24 protein-coding genes and 1 other RNA gene are annotated in these 26,033 nt (G+C 69.1%); 9 read left to right on the top strand and 16 right to left on the bottom strand.

Annotation, left to right across the window (positions count from 1 at the left end):
• Positions 1-302 precede the first annotated feature (302 nt).
• From RZ1_RS23330 to RZ1_RS23320, 3 genes are all read left to right on the top strand, one after another.
• Entirely contained in the window at positions 303-644 is a 342-nt protein-coding gene (locus RZ1_RS23330) for a PASTA domain-containing protein (RefSeq protein ID WP_072814891.1), read from the top strand.
• A gap of 223 nt (positions 645-867) precedes the next feature.
• On the top strand, positions 868-1,521 hold the full coding sequence (locus RZ1_RS23325; protein WP_238072177.1) for a hypothetical protein: 654 nt from the start codon (positions 868-870) through the stop codon (positions 1,519-1,521).
• Positions 1,518-2,192 carry a hypothetical protein gene (locus tag RZ1_RS23320; protein WP_072814889.1) on the top strand — a complete coding sequence of 225 codons (675 nt, stop codon included), beginning with the start codon at positions 1,518-1,520 and terminating at the stop codon, positions 2,190-2,192. The genes RZ1_RS23325 and RZ1_RS23320 overlap by 4 nt, the downstream gene beginning before the upstream one ends.
• Positions 2,193-2,248: 56 nt before the next feature.
• Here the strand turns inward: RZ1_RS23320 and RZ1_RS23315 are convergent, their stop codons facing one another.
• The 9 genes from RZ1_RS23315 to RZ1_RS23275 form a co-directional block, all read right to left on the bottom strand.
• A complete protein-coding gene (locus RZ1_RS23315; RefSeq protein WP_072814888.1) occupies positions 2,249-2,458 on the bottom strand; it encodes a DUF4287 domain-containing protein in 210 nt (69 codons plus the stop codon).
• A 63-nt stretch (positions 2,459-2,521) separates the two neighbouring features.
• Positions 2,522-3,028: a hypothetical protein gene (locus RZ1_RS23310; RefSeq protein ID WP_072814887.1), complete on the bottom strand. Its 507-nt coding sequence runs from the start codon at positions 3,026-3,028 to the stop codon at positions 2,522-2,524.
• 44 nt (positions 3,029-3,072) lie between these two features.
• A complete protein-coding gene (locus RZ1_RS23305) occupies positions 3,073-3,849 on the bottom strand; it encodes an ABC transporter ATP-binding protein (RefSeq protein ID WP_169918072.1) in 777 nt (258 codons plus the stop codon).
• A complete protein-coding gene (locus tag RZ1_RS23300; protein WP_238072178.1) occupies positions 3,846-5,549 on the bottom strand; it encodes a dipeptide/oligopeptide/nickel ABC transporter permease/ATP-binding protein in 1,704 nt (567 codons plus the stop codon). Before RZ1_RS23300 ends, RZ1_RS23305 begins: the two co-directional genes overlap by 4 nt.
• The gene (locus RZ1_RS23295) at positions 5,546-6,541 is read right to left on the bottom strand and encodes an ABC transporter permease (protein ID WP_072814885.1); all 996 of its coding nucleotides are present in this window, start codon (positions 6,539-6,541) and stop codon (positions 5,546-5,548) included. Before RZ1_RS23295 ends, RZ1_RS23300 begins: the two co-directional genes overlap by 4 nt.
• Positions 6,542-6,548: 7 nt before the next feature.
• Entirely contained in the window at positions 6,549-8,189 is a 1,641-nt protein-coding gene (locus tag RZ1_RS23290; protein WP_072814884.1) for an ABC transporter substrate-binding protein, read from the bottom strand.
• A 161-nt stretch (positions 8,190-8,350) separates the two neighbouring features.
• Positions 8,351-9,460: an LLM class flavin-dependent oxidoreductase gene (locus RZ1_RS23285; protein WP_072814883.1), complete on the bottom strand. Its 1,110-nt coding sequence runs from the start codon at positions 9,458-9,460 to the stop codon at positions 8,351-8,353.
• A gap of 11 nt (positions 9,461-9,471) precedes the next feature.
• The gene (gene thiM / locus RZ1_RS23280) at positions 9,472-10,314 is read right to left on the bottom strand and encodes a hydroxyethylthiazole kinase (protein WP_072814882.1); all 843 of its coding nucleotides are present in this window, start codon (positions 10,312-10,314) and stop codon (positions 9,472-9,474) included.
• 60 nt (positions 10,315-10,374) lie between these two features.
• Positions 10,375-11,271: a sulfurtransferase gene (locus tag RZ1_RS23275; protein ID WP_238071649.1), complete on the bottom strand. Its 897-nt coding sequence runs from the start codon at positions 11,269-11,271 to the stop codon at positions 10,375-10,377.
• A 70-nt stretch (positions 11,272-11,341) separates the two neighbouring features.
• Between RZ1_RS23275 and RZ1_RS23270 the strand changes: the two genes are divergently transcribed.
• Complete coding sequence (locus RZ1_RS23270; protein ID WP_072814880.1) at positions 11,342-12,031, top strand: GntR family transcriptional regulator; 690 nt, start codon at positions 11,342-11,344, stop codon at positions 12,029-12,031.
• On the opposite strand, the gene RZ1_RS23265 is transcribed toward RZ1_RS23270, so the two are convergent.
• The 3 genes from RZ1_RS23265 to RZ1_RS23255 form a co-directional block, all read right to left on the bottom strand.
• Positions 12,032-15,106, bottom strand: a complete 3,075-nt coding sequence (locus RZ1_RS23265) for a bifunctional [glutamine synthetase] adenylyltransferase/[glutamine synthetase]-adenylyl-L-tyrosine phosphorylase (protein WP_083583864.1) — start codon at positions 15,104-15,106, stop codon at positions 12,032-12,034.
• Positions 15,107-15,193: 87 nt separating this feature from the next.
• Positions 15,194-16,531: a glutamine synthetase family protein gene (locus RZ1_RS23260; protein WP_072814879.1), complete on the bottom strand. Its 1,338-nt coding sequence runs from the start codon at positions 16,529-16,531 to the stop codon at positions 15,194-15,196.
• 84 nt (positions 16,532-16,615) lie between these two features.
• Positions 16,616-18,172 carry an alpha/beta hydrolase gene (locus RZ1_RS23255; RefSeq protein WP_072814912.1) on the bottom strand — a complete coding sequence of 519 codons (1,557 nt, stop codon included), beginning with the start codon at positions 18,170-18,172 and terminating at the stop codon, positions 16,616-16,618.
• Positions 18,173-18,360: 188 nt separating this feature from the next.
• Between RZ1_RS23255 and panB the strand changes: the two genes are divergently transcribed.
• From panB to pip, 4 genes are all read left to right on the top strand, one after another.
• A complete protein-coding gene (panB, locus tag RZ1_RS23250) occupies positions 18,361-19,209 on the top strand; it encodes a 3-methyl-2-oxobutanoate hydroxymethyltransferase (protein ID WP_072814878.1) in 849 nt (282 codons plus the stop codon).
• Between the two features lie 175 nt (positions 19,210-19,384).
• Entirely contained in the window at positions 19,385-21,010 is a 1,626-nt protein-coding gene (locus RZ1_RS23245) for a GMC oxidoreductase (RefSeq protein WP_072814877.1), read from the top strand.
• A gap of 78 nt (positions 21,011-21,088) precedes the next feature.
• Positions 21,089-21,517: a hypothetical protein gene (locus RZ1_RS23240; protein ID WP_072814876.1), complete on the top strand. Its 429-nt coding sequence runs from the start codon at positions 21,089-21,091 to the stop codon at positions 21,515-21,517.
• Positions 21,517-22,479: a prolyl aminopeptidase gene (gene pip / locus RZ1_RS23235; protein ID WP_072814875.1), complete on the top strand. Its 963-nt coding sequence runs from the start codon at positions 21,517-21,519 to the stop codon at positions 22,477-22,479. The genes RZ1_RS23240 and pip overlap by 1 nt, the downstream gene beginning before the upstream one ends.
• 16 nt (positions 22,480-22,495) lie before the next feature.
• Here pip and RZ1_RS23230 read toward each other — a convergent pair whose 3' ends face one another.
• The 4 genes from RZ1_RS23230 to rnpB form a co-directional block, all read right to left on the bottom strand.
• Positions 22,496-23,044: a CHAP domain-containing protein gene (locus RZ1_RS23230; RefSeq protein ID WP_238071653.1), complete on the bottom strand. Its 549-nt coding sequence runs from the start codon at positions 23,042-23,044 to the stop codon at positions 22,496-22,498.
• Between the two features lie 68 nt (positions 23,045-23,112).
• Positions 23,113-24,546 carry an RNB domain-containing ribonuclease gene (locus tag RZ1_RS23225; protein ID WP_072814874.1) on the bottom strand — a complete coding sequence of 478 codons (1,434 nt, stop codon included), beginning with the start codon at positions 24,544-24,546 and terminating at the stop codon, positions 23,113-23,115.
• A gap of 52 nt (positions 24,547-24,598) precedes the next feature.
• The gene (locus RZ1_RS23220) at positions 24,599-24,778 is read right to left on the bottom strand and encodes a hypothetical protein (RefSeq protein ID WP_072814873.1); all 180 of its coding nucleotides are present in this window, start codon (positions 24,776-24,778) and stop codon (positions 24,599-24,601) included.
• Between the two features lie 252 nt (positions 24,779-25,030).
• An RNA gene (rnpB, locus tag RZ1_RS23215) (RNase P RNA component class A) lies at positions 25,031-25,452 on the bottom strand.
• 56 nt (positions 25,453-25,508) lie between these two features.
• Between rnpB and RZ1_RS23210 the strand changes: the two genes are divergently transcribed.
• Positions 25,509-26,027 carry a DUF1697 domain-containing protein gene (locus RZ1_RS23210; RefSeq protein ID WP_072814910.1) on the top strand — a complete coding sequence of 173 codons (519 nt, stop codon included), beginning with the start codon at positions 25,509-25,511 and terminating at the stop codon, positions 26,025-26,027.
• The last annotated feature ends 6 nt before the right edge of the window (positions 26,028-26,033 follow it).

Below are 26,033 nucleotides of genomic sequence, written 5' to 3'. Positions count from 1 at the left end.
TTCTGTCAATATGACAGCATACTGTCGATAGGCGAATTGCACCAGGATCGCCTCGCCCGGCAGACTCGGGAGTACGATTTGTGACGTACAGCACATTCGCCGCGCGGCCCGCGGCGAATGCAATCGATGAGCGCATCGGACGGCCCGCAGGCCGGCGTACATGTCGACCGGCGCGACCGATTCGACCGTGCCCATCCGGCTCGCCGCACGCTGCACCACACCGCGGCGATCCGCACCGCCGCCCGGTTCACACCGCCGGGTCCGCACCCTCGTCCCGACATCGTCTCCGGAAGGACGTTGTCATGCACAGAACCCTGACCGTCGCGGCCGTCGCGGCCACCGCGGCTCTCACGTTCGGCCCCGGAGTCGCCGCAGGCGATCCCACGGGATACCCGGATGCGGGCGTTCCCAACGTCGTCGGCATGAGCGAACAGGAAGCGGTCACCACTCTCGAGAACGCCGGAATCCCGTACACCATCACGAACAAGTCGGGTAGCGCCCTGACGGTATGCAACGTCACCAATCAGCGGGACAAGGGATACATCACCAAGACCCGCGCCGAATGGGATTCGACCGACCAGGAATGGGACTACATCAGGTACGAGGTCTGGCAAGGCATCGGCCTCACCGTCGTCTGCAACTGACGACCGAAACCGAAGTCGGCGGCGCCGGCAGCGCGCCGCCTGCGTCGTTGCCGTGAGCGAACCCGCAGCTTGCCATGGAGCATTGCTTAGGCTTACCTTTACCCTCTAAGGTTCCCCTTATTAGGACGAACCCGGCGAGTTTGGGCGTCGACACGATCGTGACACCGGGCTTGTCTCCACCGGAAGCCACGATCAGGAAGCAACAGTGTCTCAGGAAGCAACAGTGTCGCAATCGAACTGGCCGCCCACCTCGGCGCACTCCCCCACCGGCGACGGTCTCCCCGCGATCGCCGCCGTCCTCCACGTCACCATGGGATCCGAAGACCTCGCCGGCGAACCCGGAACCCAGCCGAGCGTCGGCCGGGTCGATGTCTACCACCTCCCCGCGGTGGACCTCACAAGCGTGCAGGGACTGATCCTCGGCAGCAGTGTCGATCAGATCTTCCTCGAACGCAATCGCGACCTGCTCACCGGATTCGTCACCCGCGGCGGCCGCATCGCCGTCATGGGCCACGCCTTGACGGACTTCCTTCCCGGTCTGGGGGTGTGGCGCAAGATCGCGTACACCGGTCCGAAGGACCTCGCGATCACCCTCGCCGACCCGCACCCGGTGTGGGCCGGCGTCGATCCCGCCGACCTGAGCTCCCGCAAGGGCGTCACGGGCTTCTACGCCCGCGGCTACGTCGACAAGATTCCCGAGAACGCGATCGTCACAACGCGTATCGGCCGGCACGCGCTGCCCCTCGATTTCGTCTACCCGCTCGGCGACGGCCAGGTACTGGTGCACGGCGGGAACGACCTGACCGGCTGGAAGGACGACCCGAACACCTCCGCGCGGATGACCCCGCAATTGATCGATTGGCTGACCCAGCGATGACCACCGCAGAACCCTTCTCCCGCACCGACATCGCACCGCTGCGTGGCCGGCGACTGGCCATCGTCCACGGTGGCTCCTACCCCCACCTGCAGACGATGAAGGACCCCGCGGTGCTGGCCTACCAGCCGGACTTCCACTACCTGGCCGACCTCGCCGACGGCGACCTCGACGGCTACTCGACGGTCATCGTCGCCGACCGGTTGCATCCCGGCCTCGTCACCCGCCACGCCGCCCGGTTCCGTGCGGTCGCCGAGCGCGGCGACACCCTCGTCGTCCTCGGCGAGAACGGTGTCCACACATGGCTTCCGGGTGTGGAATGGGAGCCACGGCCGACCAACTTCTGGTGGTGGCTCCATGGTGAGGATCCGCTGATCCGCACCCGCAGCCACGACCACGGCGCGTGGACGTACCTGAGCACGAAGTCCGTCATCTGGCATCACCACGGGCTGCTCCGCACCGAAGCCGACGTGGTGCCGCTGGTGGTCTCCGAGGAACCGGACGCCGACGGACATGCGCACGATGCGGGCATGATGCTCTACGAGGACACCTCGTCGACCCCGGGCCGCCTCATCGTCACGACCCTCGATCCGACGTACCACCACGGCAGCAACTTCATGCCGGGCGCGACCCGGTTCCTGTACGCGCTGCTGCGCTGGGTCGACCACACCTGACGATCGAACACAGACGGGACGGGCCGCCACCGAACTCCGGTGGCGGCCCGTCCGTCTCAGTCCGCGTTCTCCTTCAGGGTGTGGGCGACGAGGGCGTTGGCGTGTCCGTGGCCCATGCCGTGATCGGTCTTCAGCCAGTTCACCAACTCCATGTGCTTGGTCAGATCCGACTCCCGGATCAACGCCTTCCACTCGTCGATCGGCCGACCGTACTTCTTCTCGATCGACGGGAAATACGATTCCGGGCCCTTCGCCTTCTCGGTCATGCGCGAAGGCTAGCGGCACCGTCCGACACGTTCGACTCGATCGACGAGAATCCAAGGGCGGGATCAGTTCACGATGTCGTAGACCTCGTCGGCCGGCGCGGCGAGCAACCGGTCCGCCATCTCCCGCTTGAGTACGGTCAAGCGCGCTTCCTCGGTGTCGGTGCGCTCGGCCTTGCGGCCGAGGGTGATGAACTCGCCGGTGACGAAGCCGTCGCGGATCTCCAGTCGCACGGTCCGGCCGCGGTAGGTCAGCACGAACACGTACCGCTCGAGCGTCTGCCCGCGGTCGCGACGTTCGAGCCCGGCATCGACCGTGAACCGTCCGTCGGTCACCGCCCGGGTCACCGCCTCGAACGTGTCGCGCACGCCCGGGCCGCGATGCGCGGTGGCGACGGTGATCTCGCGACGCTCGGCGGGCGCGTCGGGGCTCAGCACCGGAAGGGCGCGCTCGAGCACCTTCACCGCGTGCGCAACTCCACCCGGGAACCCGGGGCCGTGGTATTTCATGACGTCGTCGACGGTGAAGTCGATGACCGTGCCGTTCTCGGCCACGACGACGGTTTCGGACATGGTGATTTCTCCTCTGGGGTGAGTCGGTGCAGCAGAATCGGGAGTCAGGAACCGGACACGGCGCCGACGAGCGCGGCGGTGAATTCGTGCGCCGGATCGGCGAGAACGGTGTCGGTTCGGCCGGTTTCGACAACCCGTCCGCCGTGCATCACGACGATGTCACGGCAACTGCGGGCGGCCAACGCCAGATCGTGGGTGATATGGACGACGGCCATGTTCTCGGAAGCGGCGAGTTCGCCCATCAGGTCGACGATCTCGAGCCGCAGCGAGGCGTCCAGACCACTGGTCGGCTCGTCGGCGAGCAGAAGTTTCGGCCGGGTCGTCAGCGCCCGCGCGAGCGCGACCCGCTGACGCTGCCCACCGGACAGTTCGTGCGGGTAGCGCTGCAGGAAACTCTCGGCGGGGCGCAGGTGCACGGCGTCGAGCGCCGTGACCGTGTCCAGCCGACGGCGGTCACGGTCACCGATCCGGTGGATCACCATCGGCTCGGCGACGATATCCCCCACCCGCAGGGTCGGGGGCAGCGACGCATACGGGTCCTGGAAGACCAGATGCATGCCCCTGCGGGCCGCGCGGCGGCGACGCTGCGGCACGGCGGTCAGGTCGACCCCGTCGAAGACGACCCGGCCCGCGGTGGGCGTCACCAGACCCGCAATCGCCCGTGCAACCGTGGACTTTCCCGCTCCGGAACCACCCACCAGCGCAACGGATTCGCCGGCGGCGACCTGCAGGGACACATCCGTGATCGCGGGTTTGCCGTCGAATGCGACGGTCAGCGACTCGATGTTCAGTACCGGCGGGGTGTCCACCTCTGCGCTCACGAGAAGACCTCCTGTGGTGCCCGACGCAACCGGGGTGCCGATTCGACGAGGGTGCGGGTGTACGGGTGGACGGGCGCCGCGGCGATCTGCTCGGCGGTGCCGATCTCGACCAGTTCGCCGTCCTTCATCACGGCGATGCGATCGGCGATTCGTTCGACGACCGGCAGGTTGTGGGTGACGATCAGCAACGCGAGGGAACGCCGCACCCGCAGTTCGTCGAGCAACGCGAGCACTTCGGCCTCGCGCAGCACATCCAGTCCACTGGTCGGTTCGTCGGCGACGAGCACGTCCGGTTCGTTGGCGAGCGCCATCGCGATCACCACGCGCTGGCGCATGCCGCCGGAGAGCTGGTGCGGGTAGGCGTCGACCCTGTCGACGCCGAGGCCCACATCGGTGAGCAGATCGAGGGTGCGTTCGCGGGCTTGCGCTCCGGTGCACGAGCGGTGGGCGAGCACGGCTTCGTCGATCTGGGTGCCGATGGTGTAGACGGGATCGAGGGCGCTCAGCGCCTCCTGCGGGATCAGGGCGATGCGGTTGCCGCGCAGGACGCGCAGTTCTGCGGGGCTCATCGTCGAGACGTCCCGGCCGGCGACCCGCACGGCCCCCGAGACGATCCGTGCGGCCGCGGGCAGCAACCCCATCGCGGCCGCCGCGACCGTCGACTTCCCGCTACCGGACTCACCGACGAGGGCGACGAGTTCCCCGGCACCGACGGTGAATCCGACTCCCGTAGCGCCGCGCCCGTCCGCACCGTAGACGACGGTGAGATCGTCGATCACCAGCGGCGCTCCCCCTTCCACGCCCGGATCGACCCGAGCCGGTACGGGACCGAGCTTCTTCCGGGGTCGCCGCGCCGGCAGGAGGATCGGTCGTGACCGCTCCTCGATGGCATTGCCGAGCAACGCGAACGCGAGCACGGTGACGGCGATGGCCGCCCCCGGGGGGATCACCCACCAGATCCAGGCGTCGGTGAGGAATGCATTGCGTGCGTGCGCCATCGACAGCATCGCCCCCCAGCTCGCGGCGGAGATGTCGCCGAGGCCGAGGAAGGCGAGCGATGCTTCGAGCAGCACCGCGGTCTTGATGGTGAGCACGAACTGCGGGACGACCAGCGGCAGGACCGCCGGGGCGACGTGTCGCCGCAGCACGTACCAGGGACCGGCGCCCATGGCGCGTTCGGCCTGGATGTGATCGCGTTCGCGCAGGGTGAGGACCTGGGCGCGGAGTTCGCGGGCCAGTCCCGCCCACAACACCGCCGAGATGACCATGACCTGCGTGCGCAGACCGGGTCCGGCGAAGACCCCGATGACGATGGTCAGCGGCAGCACCGGCAAGGCGAGCACGACATCGACGATGCGCATCAGCACGGTGTCGACCACACCGCGCGAATACCCGGCCACGACACCGACGATGGTGCCCACAGCGGTGGCGATCACCGCGGCGACGATCCCGACGAACAACGAGATCCGGGCACCGTGGATCAGCATGGACAGCAGGTCGTGCCCGACGTCGTCGGCGCCGAGCCAATGCTCGGCGGACGGCGCCGCGAACGGGCGCGTCACCCGTTCGGTGGGGTCGAACGGCGCGAGCCAGGGTGCGGCGACCGCGCACAGCAGCAGCACCCCGAGCATCAGCACGCCGACGAGCGCGAGACGCTGCGACCGGGTTCGGGTTCCGAGGATGTTTCCCATGAGGTTCATGCGGCCACCTCGCTGCGTCCGTGGGCGGCGGTCCGGTCGCGGCGCACCCGCGGATCGAGGAGCGGGTAGGTCAGATCGGCCAGCAGGTTCGCTGCGACGATGCCGACGGTCGCGAGCAGAAACGCACCCTGCAGCAGCGGATAGTCGCGGGCGGTCACCGCGTCGTAGGTGAGTTTGCCCAGCCCGGGATACGCAAACACCGATTCGACGACGACAGCGCCGGACAGCAGCACACCGACCGTCAGGGTGAGGGTCGTGTAGACGGGCAGCACCGCGTTGCGCAGCGCGTGCCGGATCGCCACCCGGAACTCGCCGAGACCCTTGGCTCGGGCGAGCCGGATGAACGGTTCGCCGAGCACGCCGATCATCGAAGCCCGGGTCATGAGGAAGAACCCGCCGATGCTCGCGATGGTCAGCGTCGCGACGGGCAGAACCATCCGCGAGGCGACTTCGGCGAGCCATTCCCCGCCGGTCGCGGTGATCGTCGCAGCCCCGTAGGACGGGAACCAGCCGAGCGTCACCGAGAACACGGCGATGAGGATCATGCCCACCCAGAAGCCGGGCATCGAATCCACCACGAGCACACCCACAACCGTGCCGGTCTCCTTTGCGGTGCCGCGGCGCCACGCGGCCCACGCGCCGAGCAGGGTGCCGATCACGAAGGCCAGCACCGTGGCGATGCCGACGAGGGAAATCGTCCACGGCAGTTTGTCCCACAGCACCTCGGCGACCGGCCGGTTGTGCTCGACGGACATCCCGAGGTCCCCGTGGAGAAGACCCGACCAGAACGAGACGTACTGCTCGAGGATGGGCCGGTCCAGTCCGTACCCGGCACGGAGTTGTTCGACGTACTTCCGGTCGAGTGCCTGCTGGTCACCTCCGTAGAGGTAGTTCACGGGATCACCCGGTGCCAGGTACGGCAACGCGAAGTTCAGCGTCACCGCCGCCCACAGCACGAGGGCGTACTGCCCCGCTCGGCGCGCGATTCGCATGCGGGTGTCAGTCCTGCGGTGCTTCCGCGTTCGCCGCCTCGACGACGTCCGCCGGCAGGAACGACCACTTGTGGACGATGCCGTAGCCCGGGGTTTCGACCCATCCGCCGAACGTGTCGGCGCGGAAGGCCCAGAACTCGTCGGGGTAGTACAGCGCAATCGCCGTGGGCTGACGGTTGAACAGCCTCTGCATGTCCTGCATCGCGGCGATGCGGTCGTCGTTGGTCTCGGTCACCTTCCACGCGTCGTACAGCGCGTCGAACTCCGGGTAGGCGAGGTCCGGGTGCTTCCACAGGTTGCCGGAGCGGTGGGACATGATGAACTGCGTCGAATCCGCCACGGCGTGCGGGCTGTTCGTCGTGATGAACAGGTCGTAGTTCTTCTTCGCCGACGCATCGGAGACCGACCCCGCGTCGAGCGGGTCGACCGCGACGTCGATGCCGACTTCCGCGAAGTCCTCGGCGAGCAGTTCGGCCGCGCGCACCTGCGTCGCATCGCCGCCGTTGACCAGGAGCGAGAACTGCGAGGGTTCACCCTGCGGGTTCTCGCGGAGGCCGTCGGCGTTCGCGTCGGTCCAGCGCAACGAATCGAGCAGCTGCTTCGCGCCTTCGGGGTCGTAGGGGGTCGACGCGTCGGGGTCGGCGAACGGCGCGTCCGGGTGCACGTAGCCCTGGGTGCCGGGGCGGCCCTGGCCGAGTCCGACGATGTCGAGGATCTGATCCCGGTCGACCGCGAGGTTGAGCGCGGCACGGAAATCGGCCTGCGCGAACGGTTCCCGCGTGAAGTTGAGCTTGAGTTCGGGATAGCTCAGCGGCGCGACGGTGATCACGCCGATGTCCGAGGACGCGGTGAAGCGGTCCACCAGTTCAGGTGTCAAGGCGCGGTCGGCGGCGTCGATCTGTCCGGAGCTCAGGGCGGTGAAGGCGGCCGACGAATCGGCGATGACCGGCATCACCAGCTCGCCGACCGTGGGCGTGCCGGCGAAGTAGTTCGTGTTGGCCTCGAAGCGGTAGCCGCTGGTCGGGCTGTAGTCGACGAGCTTGAACGGACCGGTGCCCACGGGCAGGTCCGTGACCTCCTTGGCCTTGGCCGGATCGATCGTCGACCACACGTGCTCGGGCAGGATCGGCAGGTCCGCGAGCGTCACGGTGCCGAGTTCGGGGCACGCGTAGTCGCAGACGAACCGCACCGAGTGCTCACCGGTGACATCGATCGTGGAGATCGACGGAGTGTCGTTCACGTGGTGTGTGAAGCGTCCGGTGGGTGCGGCGTGCATGAAGTGGAAGCTGAAGACGACGTCCTCGGGCGTGAATGCCTCACCGTCGTGCCAGGTCACGTCGTCGCGGAGGTCGACGTCCCAGGTCGTCGCATCGACCTGGCGGACGCTGGTCGCGAGCCACGGCTGCGGATCGGCCACGTACGGCGACGGGGACAGGAGCTTGTCGTAGATCAGCTCGGTCATCTGGTCGGTCTGACCGGCGAAGATGTTCAGCGGGCCGCTGTCCTTGGTGATCGCGATGGTGAGCGAATCCGCTGTCGCCGGACCGGTCGCGGTGGCCGTCGGGTCGCCGGAACCGCAGGCGGCCACGAGGAGCACCGGCGCGAGGACGAGGGGTAGGGCGTGCGAGCGCCGGACGATACGCGTCAACTGGGTGCCACTTCTCTCTCGTAGTAACAGAGGTCTGCCTTACCTCACTTTGGGTAGCCTACATTAATGAATGTGTAAATGGACAGCCCGAGCCACGACGACGCAAAAGGCCGCCACGACCGGGACCGGATCCCGGCCGTGGCGGCCTCGTCGCAGCGCTCTCAGAGTTCCTGGAAGCGCGGAATCAGATGTTCTGCAACATTTTTCGCTTCGTCGATCAGGGGCCAGCCGGCGAGAATCAGCGACGTCAGGCCCGTCCGGTCGCGCAACGCGCGCACATGCCCCGTGATCTCGTCCGGCGTGCCGGCGTAGTACACCGCCGACGACCCGGTCGCGAAGATGTCGAGCGGCGACCACGCCGTGATGCCCGCGTACAGGCCGTCACCGAGATACAGGTCCTTCGGCTCCGGAATCCGGCCGGCATTGATGGTGTCGACCCAGCCCTGCCGCTGCGCGTCCCGGGCGGTGAACGTCCTGAGGTCCTGCTTGCCACCCGTGCGGCGACGCACCGCCTTGTCCAGGACGTCGGTGATCTGCTCGATCCCGGCCTTCTCGAACAGCGACCGGAACCGATCCATCGCCTCGGCCTGCGTGGGCCGGACGATGACGCCGGACAGCGCACCGAAATCGGTGAACTCCCGTCCCTCGGCGGCCGCGGACTCGCGCGCCGCGGTGAACTTCGCGTCGACGAACGCCGTCTCGCGCAGCATGATCAGGTACGCGTCGAGCACCTTGCCCGAATTCTGCAGTCCCGCAGGCGAATCCCCGGTTCCCCACAGTGGGACGGTGTGGCCGCCGCTCGGTGCGTCGATGCGCAGCGGCGTGTTCGGGAAGTTCGACTCGGTGCCCTCGGCGTAGATCCGCCGGAAGTCCGCCCAGTACCGCTCCCCCAGTTCGTACCGCCGGTCGTGCTCGACGTTCATGTCGTACTGGGTGAGGATGTTCTCCCGGCCGTTGACGGAGTTGATCATCAGGCGGCCGCCGCTGAACGCGTCGAACGTCAGCGCCTTCTCCGCGAGCAGGCGCGCTGGGGTCATGTTCGCGTAGATCGCGACGAGGAACTTCATTCGCGTGGTGTGCGCGGCGGCCCAGGTCGCCGAAGTGAATGGATCGTTCGGCCACGTCGCGACGAGCGCACCGTCGAACCCGCCGTCGTCGATCGTCTTCGCCAGCTCGATCTGCCGCTGCCCGTCGACCGGGTACAGCCCGCCCGGGCTCCACGGGTAGTCCCCGTCGGCCTGGGTGAGATACCAGAAAGTCTTGATGCCCATCGTTCTCGTCCTTACTTCGGGAGGTCGAGCGCTTCGATGCGGGCGCGGGCCCGCAGCGTGTCGGCGTCGACCGTGTACAGCGCATCGAGGTATGCCACAGCGAACGATCCGGGGCCCGTGGAGTTCTCCTCGGCGATCTCCGCGGCGACCGCGACATGGGTGTGCGCGGCGGCCAGTCCGATCAGCGGGTTCGGGGCGACCGCCAGATACGCCGCGACCAGGCCGCCGAGCGAGCATCCGGTGGAGGTCACGCGCGGGAGCATCGCGCTGCCGCCGGCGATGCGCACGCCGGTGATCCCCCCGTCGCGGCCGCGGCCGATCAGGTAGTCGACCGGCCCGGAGGCCGACACGGCGTCGGCGTGCTCGAGCAGGGCGAGCGCTGCGGGAACCGCGGCGGCGGCTTCGTCGGCACTGTCGACACCACGGGCGTCACCGCCCAGACCGGCGAGCGCGATGATCTCCGAGGCGTTGCCGCGGATTGCGGTCGGATGCAGGGTCAGCAGGTCCGCGGCCAGTCCGGTGCGCCACGGCAACCCGCCGACGCCGACCGGGTCGAGGACCCACGGGGTTCCGGCCTCGTGGGCGGCACCGGCGGCCGCGGTGAACGCCGCGGCGGTGCCGTCGTCCGGAGTGCCGAGGTTGACCAGCACGCCGCCGGCGACTCGCGCGAATCCGCCGGCCTCGTGGGCGTTGTCGATGTGTGCGTTGCTGGCACCGGCCGCGAGCAGAACGTTGGTCAGGAAGTTGGCGGAGACGATGTTCGTCAGCGATTGCACCAGCGGCACCTGGGCGCGCAGCGCCTCGAGCGCGGCGGCCACATCGTAGACGGTGGGGGCGTTCGTCGTGGTTGTCACAGAAGTTCCTGTCGGAGAGGGGAAGTCAGGGTCGGGTCGGTCAGGGGCGGGGACATCGCGTCATGCGTTGCCCTCCCGATCCACTTCGATTGCGGCGGAAACCATCGGCAGCGCGGGATCCGCCGTCCATTCCTCGAGCGACCCGTCGTACACGGCCGGTTCGTCGAGTCCGGCGCGGACCAGGGCAAGCGCGACCAGGCACGCCGACACACCGCCGCCGCAGTACAGGATCACGGGACGCTCCGCGTCGCCGAGCACCGCATCGACGTGCGCCGACACCGTCACGACCGGACGCAGCAGCCCGCCGTCGAGCAGACTCTTGGCCGGCAGGTTGCGACTGCCCGGAATGTGTCCGCGCCGCGAATACCGGGTGGTTGCGGTGCCCGCGAACTGCTCCGGGTCCAGCGCGCACACCAGCGTGCCGGAAGCCTCCCCCGCGCTCACAGCGAGGACGTCGTCGCGGTCGCGCCACAGTCCGCGGTCGGTCGGCGCCGCGTACGGATCCACCGCCGGCCGCCGGTCACCGGCCCCGGTTTCGACCGGCAGGCCGAGTGCGACCCAGCGCTCGAACCCGCCGTCGAGAACGCGCGCGGCGATCCCGATGTTGCGCAGCATCCACCACAGGCGCGCGGACCAGGTGTTCGCGCCCTGGTCGTACACCACGATCTCGGTACCGGGTGCGACACCGAGCTTCGCGAGAGCGTTCGCAAGCTGTTCGGGTGCCGGGCGGGAGAAGTGCAGCTTCGCGTCGGCGGCGCTGAAGTCGACGAGCAGATCCGCGTGGACCGAACCGGGAATGTGGGCCCGTTCCCATTCCGCGAAACCGCATTCGGGCCGGTAGTCGCCGTCGAAGCGCGGCTTCGGGAACGACACGGTCGCGTCGAGGATCGCATAGGCACCGGGATTCCGGGCCAGGTCCTCGGCGCTGATCAGTACATCTCGCCTGTCGCCACTCACCGCAGCGACGCTAAACGACGAATAACGTATACGCAAGTATTCGAATGTCGTCGATGGCATAATCGGATCCATGACCCACGGCGACACCACCGCGGACCCCACCGGTTCCCTGCTCACAGAGCCACCGACCGGACGCGACGACCAGACGTCGAAGCAGTACCTGCGTCTGCGCGCGGACATCCTCGCCGGAAAATTTCCCCGCGGTGCCGCGTTGCACGAAACCCAACTCAGCGAGACCTACGGCGCCTCTCGCACCCCCATCCGCGAGGCACTGAACTGGCTCGCCCACGACGGATTACTCGAACGGGCAACCCGCGGCTTCCGGGTGCGCTCCGGCACCGCCGAGGACGTCATCGAGATCTACGCCGCGCGCGTCGCGCTCGAATCCGAAGCCGCCGGCGCCGCCGCGATCCGGCACACCGAACTCGACCTGGCACGGCTCGAACAGCTCCACGGATTCTGTTGCGCTGCAACCGACGACGCCGACGTGCGCGGCGGAAACTTCCGCTTCCACGAAGCCCTGTGGCAGGCCGCGCACAACTCGACCATCACCGCACTACTGGTGCGCTTGACCACCCAGCTGCGCATCTACGACTCCGGCCCGCCGTCGAACTACGGCGAACCCGATCTGCTCAACGCCGAGCACGAGCAGATCCTGGTCGCGCTGCGCGCACGCGACGAGACCGCCGCGCGTGAGCACATGCGCGCGCACCTCGAACGCAGCCGCGAGCAGCGGATCCGCCTGTTCGCGCAGAGCTGATCAGCCGTCGTACCCGTACGCGCTGCCGTATCCGCTCTCGGTCCCGCCGCTGTGCCCGTGTTCGGTGCCCCAGAAGACCCGCTCGACGACGGCCCGGGCACGCCGGGTGACCCGCAAGTAGTGGTCCCGAAATTCCGAGGCGTCCCCGGTCCATCCCGCGACCCGCGCCACGGCCGTCAGCACCTTGCCCGGGCCGGGGAGTTGATCGGTGGGTTTACCCCGCACCAGCACGAGCGCATTGCGGGCACGGGTCGCCGTGATCCAGGCCTCCCGCAGCAACGCGACGTCCTCCTCGCCGACCAGCTCGGCGGCACCGATCGCATCGAGCGTCTCGAGCGTCGAGGTGTTGTGCAAGGCGGGAATCCGATCGGCGTGCTGCAACTGCAGCAACTGCACCGTCCATTCGATGTCCGCCAGACCGCCGCGACCGAGTTTGGTGTGCGTCGCGGGGTCCGCACCGCGCGGCAGCCGCTCCGAGTCGACACGCGCCTTGATCCGCCGGATTTCGCGCACCGCAACCTGCGACACCCCACCCGCCGGATAACGCACCGCGTCGATCATCTGCAGGAACCGCGCGCCGAGATCCGGGTCGCCCGCGACGGGATGCGCCCGCAGCAACGCCTGCACCTCCCACGCCTGCGCCCACTGCGCGTAGTACGCCTGGTACGAGCCGAGCGTGCGCACCATCGGTCCGCTACGGCCCTCCGGCCGTAGACCCGTATCCACCTCGAGCGGCGGATCGGTGCTCGGTGCGCCGAGCAGCTTGCGGACCTGCTCGGCGATCTGGACGGACCATTTCACGGCCACGGTTTCGTCGGCGTCCGGCAGTGGTTCGCACACGAACAGCACGTCCGCGTCGGAGCCGTAGCCGAGTTCGGCACCGCCGAGCCTGCCCATGCCGATCACCGCCATGCGCGCCGGCGCCGGGCCCTGTTTCTGCACGGACGCACGGACCACCGCGGCCAGCGCCGCCTCGAGCACCGCGGACCACACGCTCGACAAGGCCCGGCACACCTCCGGAACGTCGAGCATGCCGAGGATGTCGGCGCTCGCGACGCGGGCGAGTTCCGCGCGTCGCAGCGATCGGGCCGCCGCGATCGCGCGCACCGGATCGTCGTACCGCGCCGACGACGTGACGATCGCCTTGGCGACCTCCTCGGGTTGCGGTTCGAGCAGACGCGGCCCGTTCGCGCCGTCGGCGAACAACCGCACCACGTCGGGGGCGTTGATGAGCAGGTCCGGCACGAACGCGGACGAACCGAGCACCGTCATCAACCGTTCGGCGACCGACGGCTCGTCGCGCAGCGTCCGCAGGAACCACACCGCGTTGTACATCGCATCGGACAGACGCCGGTACGCCAGCAATCCGGCATCGGGATCGACTGTGTCGCCGAGTGATTCGAGCAGCTGCGGAAGAATCAGCGCCTGGATCCGCGCCTTGCGGGAGGCGCCTCCGGACAGGGCGGTCAGGTGCCCGAGCGCGTGTTCCGGTGCGCTGTAGCCGAGCGCCGCGAGTTGCCGGACCGCACCTTCCGGGGACAGCCTCAGCGCCTCCGCGTCGATACGCGTCACGGATTCGAGCAGCGGACGGTAGAACAGCTTGGCGTGCAGTTTGCGTACCCGCGCCGAATTCCGTTTGATCTCCGCCTCGAGCACGCCGAGCGCGTCGTTGCGCCCGTCCGGCCGCATGTGTGCAGCACGCGCCAGCCAGCGCAGCGCCTCCCGGTCGTCGGCGGGCGGCAGGGTGTGCGTGCGCTTGAGCTTCTGCAACTGCAACCGGTGTTCGAGCAGTCGCAGGAACTCGTACGACGCCCGCAGGTTCGCCGCGTCGTCGCGCCCGACATATCCGCCGTCCGCGAGCGCGGACAACGCTTCGACCGTGTTGGGCACCCGCAACGACTCGTCGGCGCGGCCGTGCACGAGTTGCAGGAGCTGGACGGCGAACTCGACGTCGCGGAGGCTCCCGCGTCCGAGCTTGAGTTCGCGTTCCCGCAGCTCCGCGGGCACGAGTTCCTCGACGCGCCGGCGCATCGCCTGCACCTCCGGCACGAACGCCTCGCGTTCGGAGGCGATCCACACCATCGGGCTCAGTGCCTCGATGTAGCGGCGGCCCAGTTCCAGATCGCCGGTCATCGGCCGGGCTTTGAGCAGCGCCTGGAACTCCCACGTCTTGGCCCAGCGGGTGTAGTACGCGATGTGCGAGTCGAGGGTGCGGACCAGTTCGCCGCGTTTGCCTTCGGGCCGCAGCGCCGCGTCGACTTCGAAGAACGCCGCCGTGCCGATCCGCATCATCTCCCCGGCGATGCGGCTCGCGCGGGCATCGGCGGGCTCGGCCACGAACACGACATCGACGTCGCTGACATAGTTCAGTTCGCGCGCACCGCATTTGCCCATCGCGATGACCGCGATGTCGACCGGGCACGGCCCGTCGGGAACGACCGTGCCGACCGCGACAGCCAGCGCCGCGGTCAGCGCCGCGTCGGCGAGATCGGCGAGCTTGTTGCCCACCTCGAGATACGGCAGCACCGGCTCGTTCTCCACGGTCGCCGCCAGATCCGCTGCGGCGATGAGCATCAGCTGATCGCGGTAACAGGTGCGCAGCGCCGGGATCGCGGCCGGACCGGTGATCCCGGCCCGATGGACCAGTGGGTTGTCGCCACCTCCGGGTCCGGCGACCGCTTCGACGCAATCCAGCATGCGGGCCGTGAACGTGTGCCGGTCCGGCAGTTCCAGCTTCCCGGCCAGCATCCTCCAGCGGTCCGGATGGGCGACGACGTGATCGCCGAGCGCCGCGGACGCACCCAGCAACGCGAAAAGTCGTCCCCGCAATCCCTTGTCGATCCGCAGCGCGGCGTCGAGTTCGGCCCATTCGGCCTCCCCGAGCGCTTCCTGCAGTCGCGCGAGGGTCCGCAACGCGAGGTCGGCGTTCGGTGCCCGCGACAGCGACCACAGCAGTTCGATGCTGTCGGTGTCGTTCCAGGCGAGCTGTTCGAGTTCCGCGGCGGCGGTGCGCTCGACGAGCCCGAGCCGGCCCGGCCCCGGAATCGCGGAGCGGGCGGGCGGCGGTTTCACCACGCACCCACCCCCGGCTCGTTTCCGACCGGTTCCGTCTCGACCTCTACCGCTGCCCGCGACCGCACGCCATTCACTCTCTCACGCCGCCTACAGGCCCAGGTACTGCTCCAGCTCGAACGGGGTGACCTGGCTGCGGTAGTTTTCCCATTCCCGCCACTTGTTGCGCAGGAAGTAGTCGAACACGTGCTCACCGAGCGCCTCGGCGACCAGTTCGGACCGCTCCATCTCCCTCAGGGCGATGTCGAGATCGGTCGGCAGCTCCCGGTATCCCATCGCGCGACGCTCGGCGGAGCTCAGCGCCCACACGTCGTCCTCTGCCTCGGGTGCGAGCTCGTAACCCTTCTCGATGCCGCGCAGGCCGGCCGCCAGCAGAACCGCGAACGTCAGGTACGGGTTGCAGGCGGAGTCCGGGGTGCGGATCTCGACGCGACGCGAGGACGCCTTGTTCGGGGTGTACATCGGCACACGCACCAGCGCCGAACGGTTCGACGGGCCCCAGCACGCGGCGGTGGGGGCTTCCCCGCCGTGCACGATGCGCTTGTAGGAGTTCACCCACTGGTTGGTGACGGCGCTGATCTCATTGGAGTGCTCGAGAATTCCGGCGATGAACGCCTTGCCGGTCGCGGAGAGCTGCAGCGGATCGTCCGGGTCGTGGAAGGCGTTGTTCTCGCCCTCGAACAGGCTCATGTGCGTGTGCATCGCGGAACCGGCGTGCTCACGGAACGGTTTCGGCATGAAGGTCGCGCGCACACCCTCCGCCATCGCGATCTCCTTGACCACGTAGCGGAACGTCATGACGTTGTCGGCCATCGACAGCGCGTCGGCGTAGCGCAGGTCGATCTCCTGCTGACCCGGCGCGGTCTCGTGGTGGCTGAATTCGACCGAGATACCCATCGATTCGAGCGCGTCGATCGCGTGCCGGCGGAAGTGCGGGGCCGAACGGTGCACGGACTGGTCGAAGTAGCCGCCGTCGTCGGCGGGGACCGGCAGCGCGCCCGGCTCACCGTTCTCGACGAGGAAGAACTCGATCTCGGGATGCACGTAGCAGCTGAAACCCAGATCGGAGGCCTTGTTGAGCTGTCGACGCAGCACGTGCCGCGGGTCCGCCCAGCTCGGGGTGCCGTCGGGCATGGTGATGTCGCAGAACATCCGCGCCGAGTACTGATGGCCCCGATCGTCCATCCACGGCAGCACCTGGAAGGTCGTGGCGTCGGGGCGCGCGACCATGTCGGCCTCGGAGATGCGGGAGAAGCCCTCGATGGCCGAGCCGTCGAACCCGATGCCCTCCTCGAAGGCCCCTTCGAGTTCGGCCGGCGCGATCGCCACGGATTTGAGTGTGCCCACGACGTCGGTGAACCACAGGCGCACGAACCGAATGTCGCGCTCTTCGAGGGTGCGGAGCACGAACTCCTTCTGGCGATCCATAGGGGCGAGACTAGGCACCGGGAGTTAACTCCGTGTTACATCCGCGAGTTATCGCTGCGGCGTGTCGCTCACACCCGCTACGGATCAGCAGTGCGGGTCGGTTTCCGGCACGTCGAGCGACACCAGATATCGGATCACCGGCTCGTCGACGCACCGCTCCCCGTCGAGAACCACGGTGTGCTGGGTTCCGGTGAAACTGATGAGCGCGCCGCCGAGCTGACGAGCCAGATCCACCCCGGCCTGATAGGGGGTCGCGGGGTCCTCGGTGGTCGAAACGACCAGCACCGGAGGCAGCCCCGGGACGTCCGGTGTGTGCGGCTCGCCGGTGTTCGGCACGGGCCAGAACGCGCACAGATCCAGCGCCGACTGCCCGGTTCCGCGGCCGTCGTCGAGGAACGGCGCGACCTCCCGGAACCGCGTGTCGGCCTCCCCGGCCACGGCCCGGTCGGTGATCCGCGGGTCGTCGACGCACCGGATCGCGTTGAACGCGTCGTTGATGTTGCTGTAGGTGCCGTCCTCACCCCGGCCCTCGTACATGTCGGCCAGCAACAGCAGCGTGTCGCCGTTGCCGTCGGCCAGCGACTTCAAGCCGCCGCGCAGCGACCCCCACAGGCTCGGCGAGTACAGGGCTTGCTGCACACCGGTGATCGCATCCCGATGGCTGAGCCCACGCGGATCCGTGGTGCGGGCCGGGGCGGCGATCAGCGGATCCACCAGCGCCCGGAACCGCGCGACCGCCTGCGTCGGATCGTCGCCGAGCGCGCAGGTGTCGTAGCCGGCGCAATCCTCGGCGAACGCGTCGAACGCCCTCTGGAATCCGGCGGCCTGCAGCACCACCTCCTCGACGGGCTCCTGCTCGGGGTCGAGTGCGCCGTCGAGGACGAGGGCGCGGACCCGGTCCGGGAACGTTTCGGCATACGCCGTGCCCAACCGAGTGCCGTACGAGAAGCCCAGGTAGGTCATCTTCTCGTCGCGCAACACACCGCGGATGACGTCCATGTCGCGAACCACTTCGCGGGTACCGACGTGGGCGAGCAGGTCGATGCCGGACCGCTCGGCGCACGCGTCGGCATACTCCCGGTTGCGCTTCTCGCTCGCGGCGATGCCCTCGGGGGTCATGTCACCGTCATCGAGGGCCCGCTCCGCGTCGGCCTCCGCGTCGGTCAGGCAGCGCACCGCAGGTTCGGACTCGCCGACGCCCCGCGGATCGAATCCGATCCCGTCGAAGCGGTCCGCGAGTTCGGTGGACGTGGCAACAGTGGCCATACCGAGACCGGACGCTCCCGGCCCACCCGGGTTGACCAGCATGGATCCGATCCTGTCGCCGCTCGCAGGCATGCGGGAGATCGCGATCCTGGCGGTCGCGCCGTCCGGGTCGTCGTAGTCGAGGGGAACGGTGACGCGCGCACACTGCGCGCCCTCGCGCTCGAGGTAGCTGCCGTCGGCGCCGTAGTCCGCGCAGGACTCCCACGTCACCGGCTGCTCGTAGAAGCGCTCCAATCCGCCGGGAACGCCGACCGGGTCCGCCGGCAGCGCCGTCGTGGTGTCCGGTTCGGCGCTGCACGCGGCGGCCAGCGCGAGACCGGCGACCGCCAGACCGGCGAGGACGCGGGATCGGAGTCCGGTGGTGTGGTTCGGCACGGCAGCGATGCTAGCGACGTGCCGGCCGCCGGCGCCGCGACCAGCCGCACGCAAGGCTCCGACGAGCTCGATTGTGACCAATCGCACCGACCGGCCCGGTACACCCGCGGTGCGCACGGTGGCAGACTCGAGACCGTCATCACCGAACCCGGGGACCCGTACGGGCCTCGAGGCAGAAAGGGACAGCGATGTCCGACAACATGACTTCCGTGTACGGCGGCGCTGCCGCGCCCGATGCCCCGAAGCGCAAGACTCGCGTGCATCACCTGCAGGCGATGAAGGCCGAAGGCCGACGCTGGGCCGAGCTGACCGCCTACGACTACTCGTCCGCACGCGTCTTCGAGGATGCAGGCATTCCGGTGCTGCTCGTCGGCGATTCCGCCGCGAACGTCGTCTACGGCTACGACACCACCGTCCCGGTCACCGTCGACGAGATGCTGCCGCTGGTCCGCGGCGTCGTCCGCGGCGCACCGCACGCGCTCGTGATCGCAGACCTGCCGTTCGGCTCGTACGAGGCGTCCCCCGAACAGGCGCTGGCGACTGCGATCCGGTTCATGAAGGAGGGCGGCGCCCACGCCGTGAAGCTCGAGGGCGGCGAACGGGTCGCCCCGCAGATCGCGGCGATCACCGCGGCCGGCATTCCGGTGCAGGCCCACATCGGTTTCACCCCGCAGTCCGTCAACACGCTCGGCGGGTTCCGGGTGCAGGGCCGCGGCGACGGCGCCGAGCAGCTCGTCATCGACGCGATCGCGGTCCAGGAGGCCGGTGCGTTCTCGGTCGTGATGGAGATGGTTCCGGCGGAGCTGGCCGGTCAGGTCACCCGCAAGCTGACCATCCCGACCGTCGGTATCGGCGCGGGCAACGAGTGCGACGCGCAGGTGCTGGTGTGGCAGGACATGGCCGGCTACACCAGCGGCAGGACCGCCAAGTTCGTCAAGAAGTTCGGCAACGTCGGCGACGAACTGCGCCGTGCCGCAGTGGACTACGCATCCGAGGTCGCCGCGGGCACGTTCCCGGGGCCCGAGCACTCCTTCTGACCCATCGACACGAACGGGTGTCGCGGCGCCGCCGTGGCACCCGTCGTCGGCGGCCGGGTCCGGCCGGCACCTGGGATGGCCTCCGGGCGGTCCGCCGGTTACAGTAGCCGCCGGTAGCGGGCGGGCCCAGAGGTCACGTCCGGGGGAATCACCGGGCATCCGTGGGGGATTTGGGATGAAGCGACGTCGTTTCCTGCAGGCATCGACCTTGGCGGCTGCCGCCGTGTTCGGGCCGGGGCTCGCCGGCACCCGGCATGCATCTGCCCTGCCGGTGGGGTCCGACACCTACCTGCGTCTGGTGCCCGAACTCTTCGCCGCTCCCCCCACCGCACCCGACCACTCCGAGGTCATCGTCGTCGGATCCGGTTTCGGAGCGAGCGCCGCGGCGCTGCGCCTGGCCGAATCCGGCAGCCGCGTCACGGTTCTCGAACGCGGCCTGCGCTGGCCGCGCGACCCGCAGCGGGAGATCTTCACCACCGACCTACTCGCCGACGGTCGCGGTCTGTATCACCGCAAGGGGCTCATCGGCCCGACCGGTGTCCCGCTGATCTGCGACGACTTCGCCGGTGTCCTCGACGTCGTCGACTACCCGAACCTGTCGGTGTGGCGCGGGGCCGCGGTCGGCGGCGGCTCGGTCGTGTTCACCGGCGTCATGATCGCCCCCGAGCAGCGCTTCTTCGAGCACGTGTTCGGCTCGCGGCTCGACTACCGCGAGATGACCTCCACCTGGTATCCGAAGGTTCGTTCGATGCTGCGCCTCGATGCGATGCCCGACGACATCTACGGTGCCTCCGAGTTCACGCACTCGCGCCGGTGGGACGAGGACGCCCGCGCCGCCGGCTACACCCCGCACCGTATCGACGGCATCTGGAACTGGGACGTCGTGCGCGACGAGCTCGCCGGTCGGGTCCGGCGCTCGGCGATCGCCGGCGAGAGCAACCTCGGCAACTCCAACGGCGCCAAGTTCGATCTGACGCAGAACTACATCCCGGCCGCCGAGGCCACCGGGCGCGCGCTCGTGTGCCACGCGCACCGCGTGCTCGCCGTCGGCCAGGAACCCGACGGTCGCTATTTCGTCGACGTCGAGGTCGTCGACCCCTTCGGCGCGGTACTGCGCACGCAGACGCTCACCTGCGACAAGCTCGTGCTCGGCGCCGGGTCGATCGGCACCACCGAACTGCTGTTGCGCGCCCGTCACACCGGCGCGCTGGCGAACCTCGACGAGCGCGTCGGCCGCGGCTGGGGCACCAACGGCGACGCCGTGCTGGTCCGCTCCTTCGCGATCACCGACGGGTTCGCCGGCGACCAGGGCGCCCCGTCCGCCTCCCGCATCGTCGACGAGGCCGGGATGCCGCTGAGTCTCGAGAACTGGTTCGTCGCCGGTACCGCGAAGGACGTCGGCATGCTCGCCTCGCTCGGCATGACCCTCGACCCGCGCCGCGCCGATGTCATCTACGACGCAGGCGCGGGCCGTGCGGTCGTGAACTGGCCCGCCGGCGGCGAACGGGAGAGTGTCGACGCGCTGCGCGTCGTGCACGACGCGATGGCCGCGGCCGGCGGCACCGTGCCGGGCGCGAAGCCGATGGCTCCGGACGTCAACGCGTCGTTCACCGCCCACCCGCTCGGCGGTGCCGTCCTGGGCGACGTCACCGACGGGTACGGTCGTGTGCACGGCCATCGGGGCCTGTACGTCGTCGACGGCGCCCTGATCCCGGGCAGCACCGGCACGGCGAATCCGTCGCTGACGATCGCCGCGCTCGCCGAACGCAACATCGCGCGGATCATCGCCGACCGAGGGTGACTGACGGCACCACCGCCGTCCGGTGTGCGGGTGGCACACTCGGTGGCGACATCGACCCCCGACCCCCGAGGTGAATCCATGACCGGACTCCGACGCACACTGACCGCGGCCGTCGTCGCTGCTGCCACGATCACCGTGCTCGGTGCCTGCGCGCCCGGATCCGAACCCGCACCCAGCGGATCGAACAGTCCCGCGCCGGCTCCCGCCGACACGACCGCCCCGGCTGCGCTTCCGGGCGGGGTCACCGAAACTCAGGCGGCGGACCTGTGCGCACGGATGGAGGGGCAACTGCAGAGCTGGCGCACCTACACCCCGTCGATGAACAAGCCGGGCCTGAACCTGCTCGTCGGCGAGTGGGCGGCCGCAAACGGCGTCGATCTGATCGCCTTGGCCGGTAACCGTGCCCGCGTCGACGAGATCACCGCCGCCCAGTGCCCCGATATCCGTGAACAGGCGCTCGAAGCGCTCGAGATCCCCGACTTCGCGTCGTCGCTCGTGGGCTACTGATGACGGCGCTGCGCGAGCCCTATCCCCCGATCGAGCCGTACGACCAGGGCATGCTCGAGGTCGGCGACGACCAGCAGGTGTATTGGGAGGTCAGCGGAAACCCGGACGGCAAGCCGGTGGTGTTCCTGCACGGAGGCCCCGGGGGCGGCACGTCCCCGACGCACCGGCAGTTCTTCGACCCGGCCGCGTACCGCATCGTGCTGTTCGACCAGCGCGGCTGCGGCCGGTCCCTGCCGCACGTCGCGGACGGCGCGGACCTGTCGGCGAACACCACCGACCATCTGCTGCGCGACATCGAACTGCTGCGCACCGGACTCGGGATCGCGCGCTGGCAGGTGTTCGGTGGCTCGTGGGGATCGACACTCGCGCTGGCGTACGCGCAGCGCCATCCCGATCGGGTCACCGAGCTGGTACTGCGCGGGGTGTTCCTGCTGCGGCGCAGCGAGATCGACTGGTACTACAACGGCGGGGCCGGGCAGATCTACCCGGACCTGTGGGAGAAGTTCTGTGCACCGCTGGCCGGCGCGGAGCCGGGCGAGCATCCGGTGGACACCTACCATCGCCTGCTGCACTCCCCCGACCCCGACGTCGCGCTCGAGGCGGCGGTCGCGTGGTCGACGTGGGAGGGAGCGACCAGCTCGCTGCTGCCGCGGCCGGAGCACGTCGCCGAGACCGGCGAGCCGCGTTTCGCGCTGGCGTTCGCCCGGATCGAGAACCACTACTTCCACCATCGCGGATTCCTCGACGAAGGTCAGTTGCTGCGGGATGTGCACCGGCTCGACGGCATCCCGGGGGTCATCGTGCAAGGCCGCTACGACGTGGTGTGCCCGGCGGCGAGCGCGTGGGCGCTGCACCGGGCGTGGCCGGAGTCGACGTTGTGCATCGTCGACGATGCCGGGCATGCCGCGAACGAGCCCGGCATCACCCATCATCTCGTCGAGGCCACCGACCGATTCCGGTGATCGCGGTTCGGCCCTCTCAGCCGGCCAGGAGCCCGAATCCGACGACGGCCGGGTCCGACGCCCAATCCAGGCGGTGCACCCGGATCCGGCCGAACTCGTTGCCTCCGACCGTGATCGCGGTGCTGCCGTCGACCGCGACGACGATGTTGGTGTGCTGACCGACCCAGCTGGTGTTGTTGTAGAGCACCACATCACCGACCTCAGGAGACCGCCCGGAACCGACGGGTTCGAAGCGGCCTTCCTGCTCGTAGTACTCCTGCAGGGTGTACACGCCGGGGATCCGCCAGTGCCCCGAATTCGGGTTCGACAGCGGCATACCGGCCTCGCGCATGATCCAGCTCACGAAGTCGGCGCACCATGGCTCCTCGACGCCTTCGGAGTAGAACGTGCCGGGCCGCTGCGAGTCGTGTTCCTGTTCGAGCAGCTCGACGACGCGGGCCTGCTGCGGCGACAGTGCCGTCGCGTCGATCTGCGGGAACGGTTCGGTGTCCCACGGCAGATAGCGGCTCGGCGCGAACCAGAGCACGAGCCCGGCCGCGACCGCGAGCACCGCGACGACGGCCACGGATACGACGGCGAGGCGGCGATTCCGGGATCGGCCGGAGCCGGGGGTGGCGGCGGGTCGGATGTCGGTCACGCCTGTGACGGTACCGTCCCAGGCCAGTACGCGAACTGCACCTTCCGCGTCACAGGGTCCGCCACGTCGAGGATGACCCGCACCTGGGTGCCGTCGCCGGGACCGCCGCTGCACGGGGCGATGACGGTCTCCGAGGGGACGAACACCTGCGCGTCGCGGCGGCCGTTCGCGCCCTTGATCACGGTCGCGTCGAACCGATCGCCGACCCGCGGCGCCAGCACGGTCGCCTCGGTCAGGTCGATGCAGGTGCGGGAGATCTTCCCCGCGATCGAATCCGACGCCGACATGATGTCGGGCATCGCAGCCAGCTCGTCCCGGATCTGTTGCGGCACCGGTGCGCCCGCACCCACGGCCAGGCACACCTCGGTGGCGTAGCGGTCCGACAACCGGCGCAGCGGCGCGGTGACGTGCGCGTAGGGTGCCCCGATCGCGCCGTGCACGAGCAGTTCCGGCAGCGACCCGTCGAGCAGTCCGTACGACGCGCCGCGCAGCAGCGCCGGTGCCTCGCTCATGAGCACCAAGGTGGTGGGCAGGTTCGCGTCCAGGCCCGCCAGGAAGCTGCCGACGGGCACCTCGGCCGGCCACGGAACGTTCAGGGCGGCGGCGGTGTGCCGCAGCGTGGCGACCGCTTCCGGATCGGCAGGCGGCAGGGTCCGCAGCAGACCGACCTTCGCGTCGATCATCATCGTCGCCGCACACATGCCGGTCAGCAGCGACACCTGCGAGTTCCAGTCGTCGGCCGCGGTGCGCGGTTCGATCCGCAGCGTCCAGCCGGCGCCGTCGGCGACCACGTCCTGCTCCGGCAATCGCAACTCGATCGCGCCGCGCGCCCGCGCGGCCGCCTGACGCAGGCGCCCGAATTCGGGCAGCGCCGCGATCGACGGATGCAGCGTCCCGGCGTCCGCGTCGGCCTGCACCCCGGCGTAGTCCAGGCGCGCTACCGAACGCACCCGAGCCCGCCGCACCGTCACGGAGACGGGCTCGGCTGCCGCATCGAGTTCCATCCGCCACAGCGCCGCCGGCCGGGGCTCGCCGGGCAACAGACTCGCCGAGCCCTCCGCCAGCTCCCGGGGATGCAGCGGTACCGAGCCGTCGGGCAGGTAGTAGGTCTGACCACGCCGATGGCTCTCCGCGTCGACGGCACCGCCCGGTTCGACGACGGCGTACACGTCGGCGATCGCGTAGTGCAGGACGAACCCGCCGTCGACGGTGCGTTCGAGATGCAGCGCCTGGTCGAGATCCATCGATCCGGTCGGATCGATCGTCACCAGCGGCAGGTCCGTGCGGTCCTCCCGCTCGGCCGCGAAACGGTCGGTCGCCTTCCTCGCTTCGGCGATGGAGGCCGCGGGGTGACGGTCGTCGAGCGCGAACTCGGCGCGAACGGCACCGAAGTCGATCGCAGGCGCGACGACGATACGTGTGTTCACCACAGGTGTGACAGAGCCCCCAGCCGTTCCACTCGTATCAGCCGTTCCATCCGTCTCAGCCGTTCCACTCGTCGTCGGCGTCGTCCGCTGCCTTGTTGCGTTCGGCCGCGATCTCGAGCGCACGCTCGGCGGTGGCACGGTCCGGATAGGGACCCATCCGATTCAGGGCGCTGGGGTCCTTGCCCTGGGAGACCTCGCCGGTGCTCACGTCGTAGTACCAACCGTCGTCACTCATATCCGACAGTCTGCCCCACCGGTGTGCGGCATCGGGGCGAACCCGCGGGTCCGGCGTGGCTGGTACCGTCGCGACCGGTCCCCCGATCCCGATATGTGAGCAAGGAGAACCGCGTGTCCTACCTGATCTTCGACAACCTGCTGCCCTACCTGGGTGCCGATGCCGCCGCGTATTGGGCCCAGCTGCTGGTGGTCAGTCCGCTCTGACCGACCCTTTCGGTTCCTGGTGGTCCAGGAAGGGGTCGAACGAGGGCGGACGAGTTGACCTGTAAGCCGGATCCTGTCCCCCGCCGAGGCGGGGTGGCGACCATCCATCTGGGCACACCGTCGCCGGGTACCTCGAGCGGTCCACCCGCAGGCTCGGGCGAGCAGCCCTCGAACACCTGCGCAGCCGCACCACTGCCCCGAGGGGTGGTGGTGCGGCCTTCGACCTTGCTCCGGGCGGGGTTTACCGAGCCACCCCGGTCACCCGGGGTGCTGGTGCGCTCTTACCGCACCGTTTCACCCTGACCTGCCCCGAAGGGCAGGCGGTCTGTTTTCTGTGGCACTGTCCCGCGAGTCACCTCGGGTTGCCGTTAGCAACCGCCCTGCTCTGTGGAGTCCGGACTTTCCTCGGCTCGGGGCCTGACACCGTGTGGTGCCGGTTCCCTGATCCGCGGCCGCCCGGTCAACTCGTCCGCGTCGACAACCATACTGCCCGGACTGTCGGTGGCGCGAACTACGGTGCCGCCATGGCGCGTTATGTGGCTCTGCTACGAGGTATCAATGTCGGGGGCATCACCATCAGGATGGCCGACCTGAGGGACGTGTTCACCGGCCTCGGCTATGGCAACGTCCGGACGGTGCTCGCGTCCGGCAATGTCGTGTTCGACGCCGGCAGCACCGATCCCGGCGCATCGAAGACCGAGATCGAGGCGGCCCTCGAATCCCGGTTCGGATACCAGGCGTTCGTGTTCGTCTTCGAGCAAGCGGGGTTCGCCGGTCTCGCCGACGCCTGCCCGTTCGAGGAGGACCGGGACGGCTGGCACACCTACGTCGTGTTCGTCGCCGACCCTGCCGTGCGCGAGGAGCTGCTCGATATCGCCGTGGACCCGCGGGTCGAAGAGATCGCACCGGGAGACGGCGTCGTCTACTGGCACGTCCTCAGGGGATCGACGCTGAGCAGCCCGTTCGGAAAAGCAACGGGCCGCGCGCGATACAAGTCCGTGACGACGACGCGAAATTTGCGTACGATCCGCAAGCTGCAGTAATCCCAC

Source organism: Rhodococcus zopfii NBRC 100606 = JCM 9919 (assembly GCF_001895025.1).
GTDB lineage: Bacteria > Actinomycetota > Actinomycetes > Mycobacteriales > Mycobacteriaceae > Rhodococcus > Rhodococcus zopfii.
The sequence above is the reverse complement of the archived record's forward strand: the minus strand, read 5'-3'. Positions and strand labels throughout refer to the sequence as shown.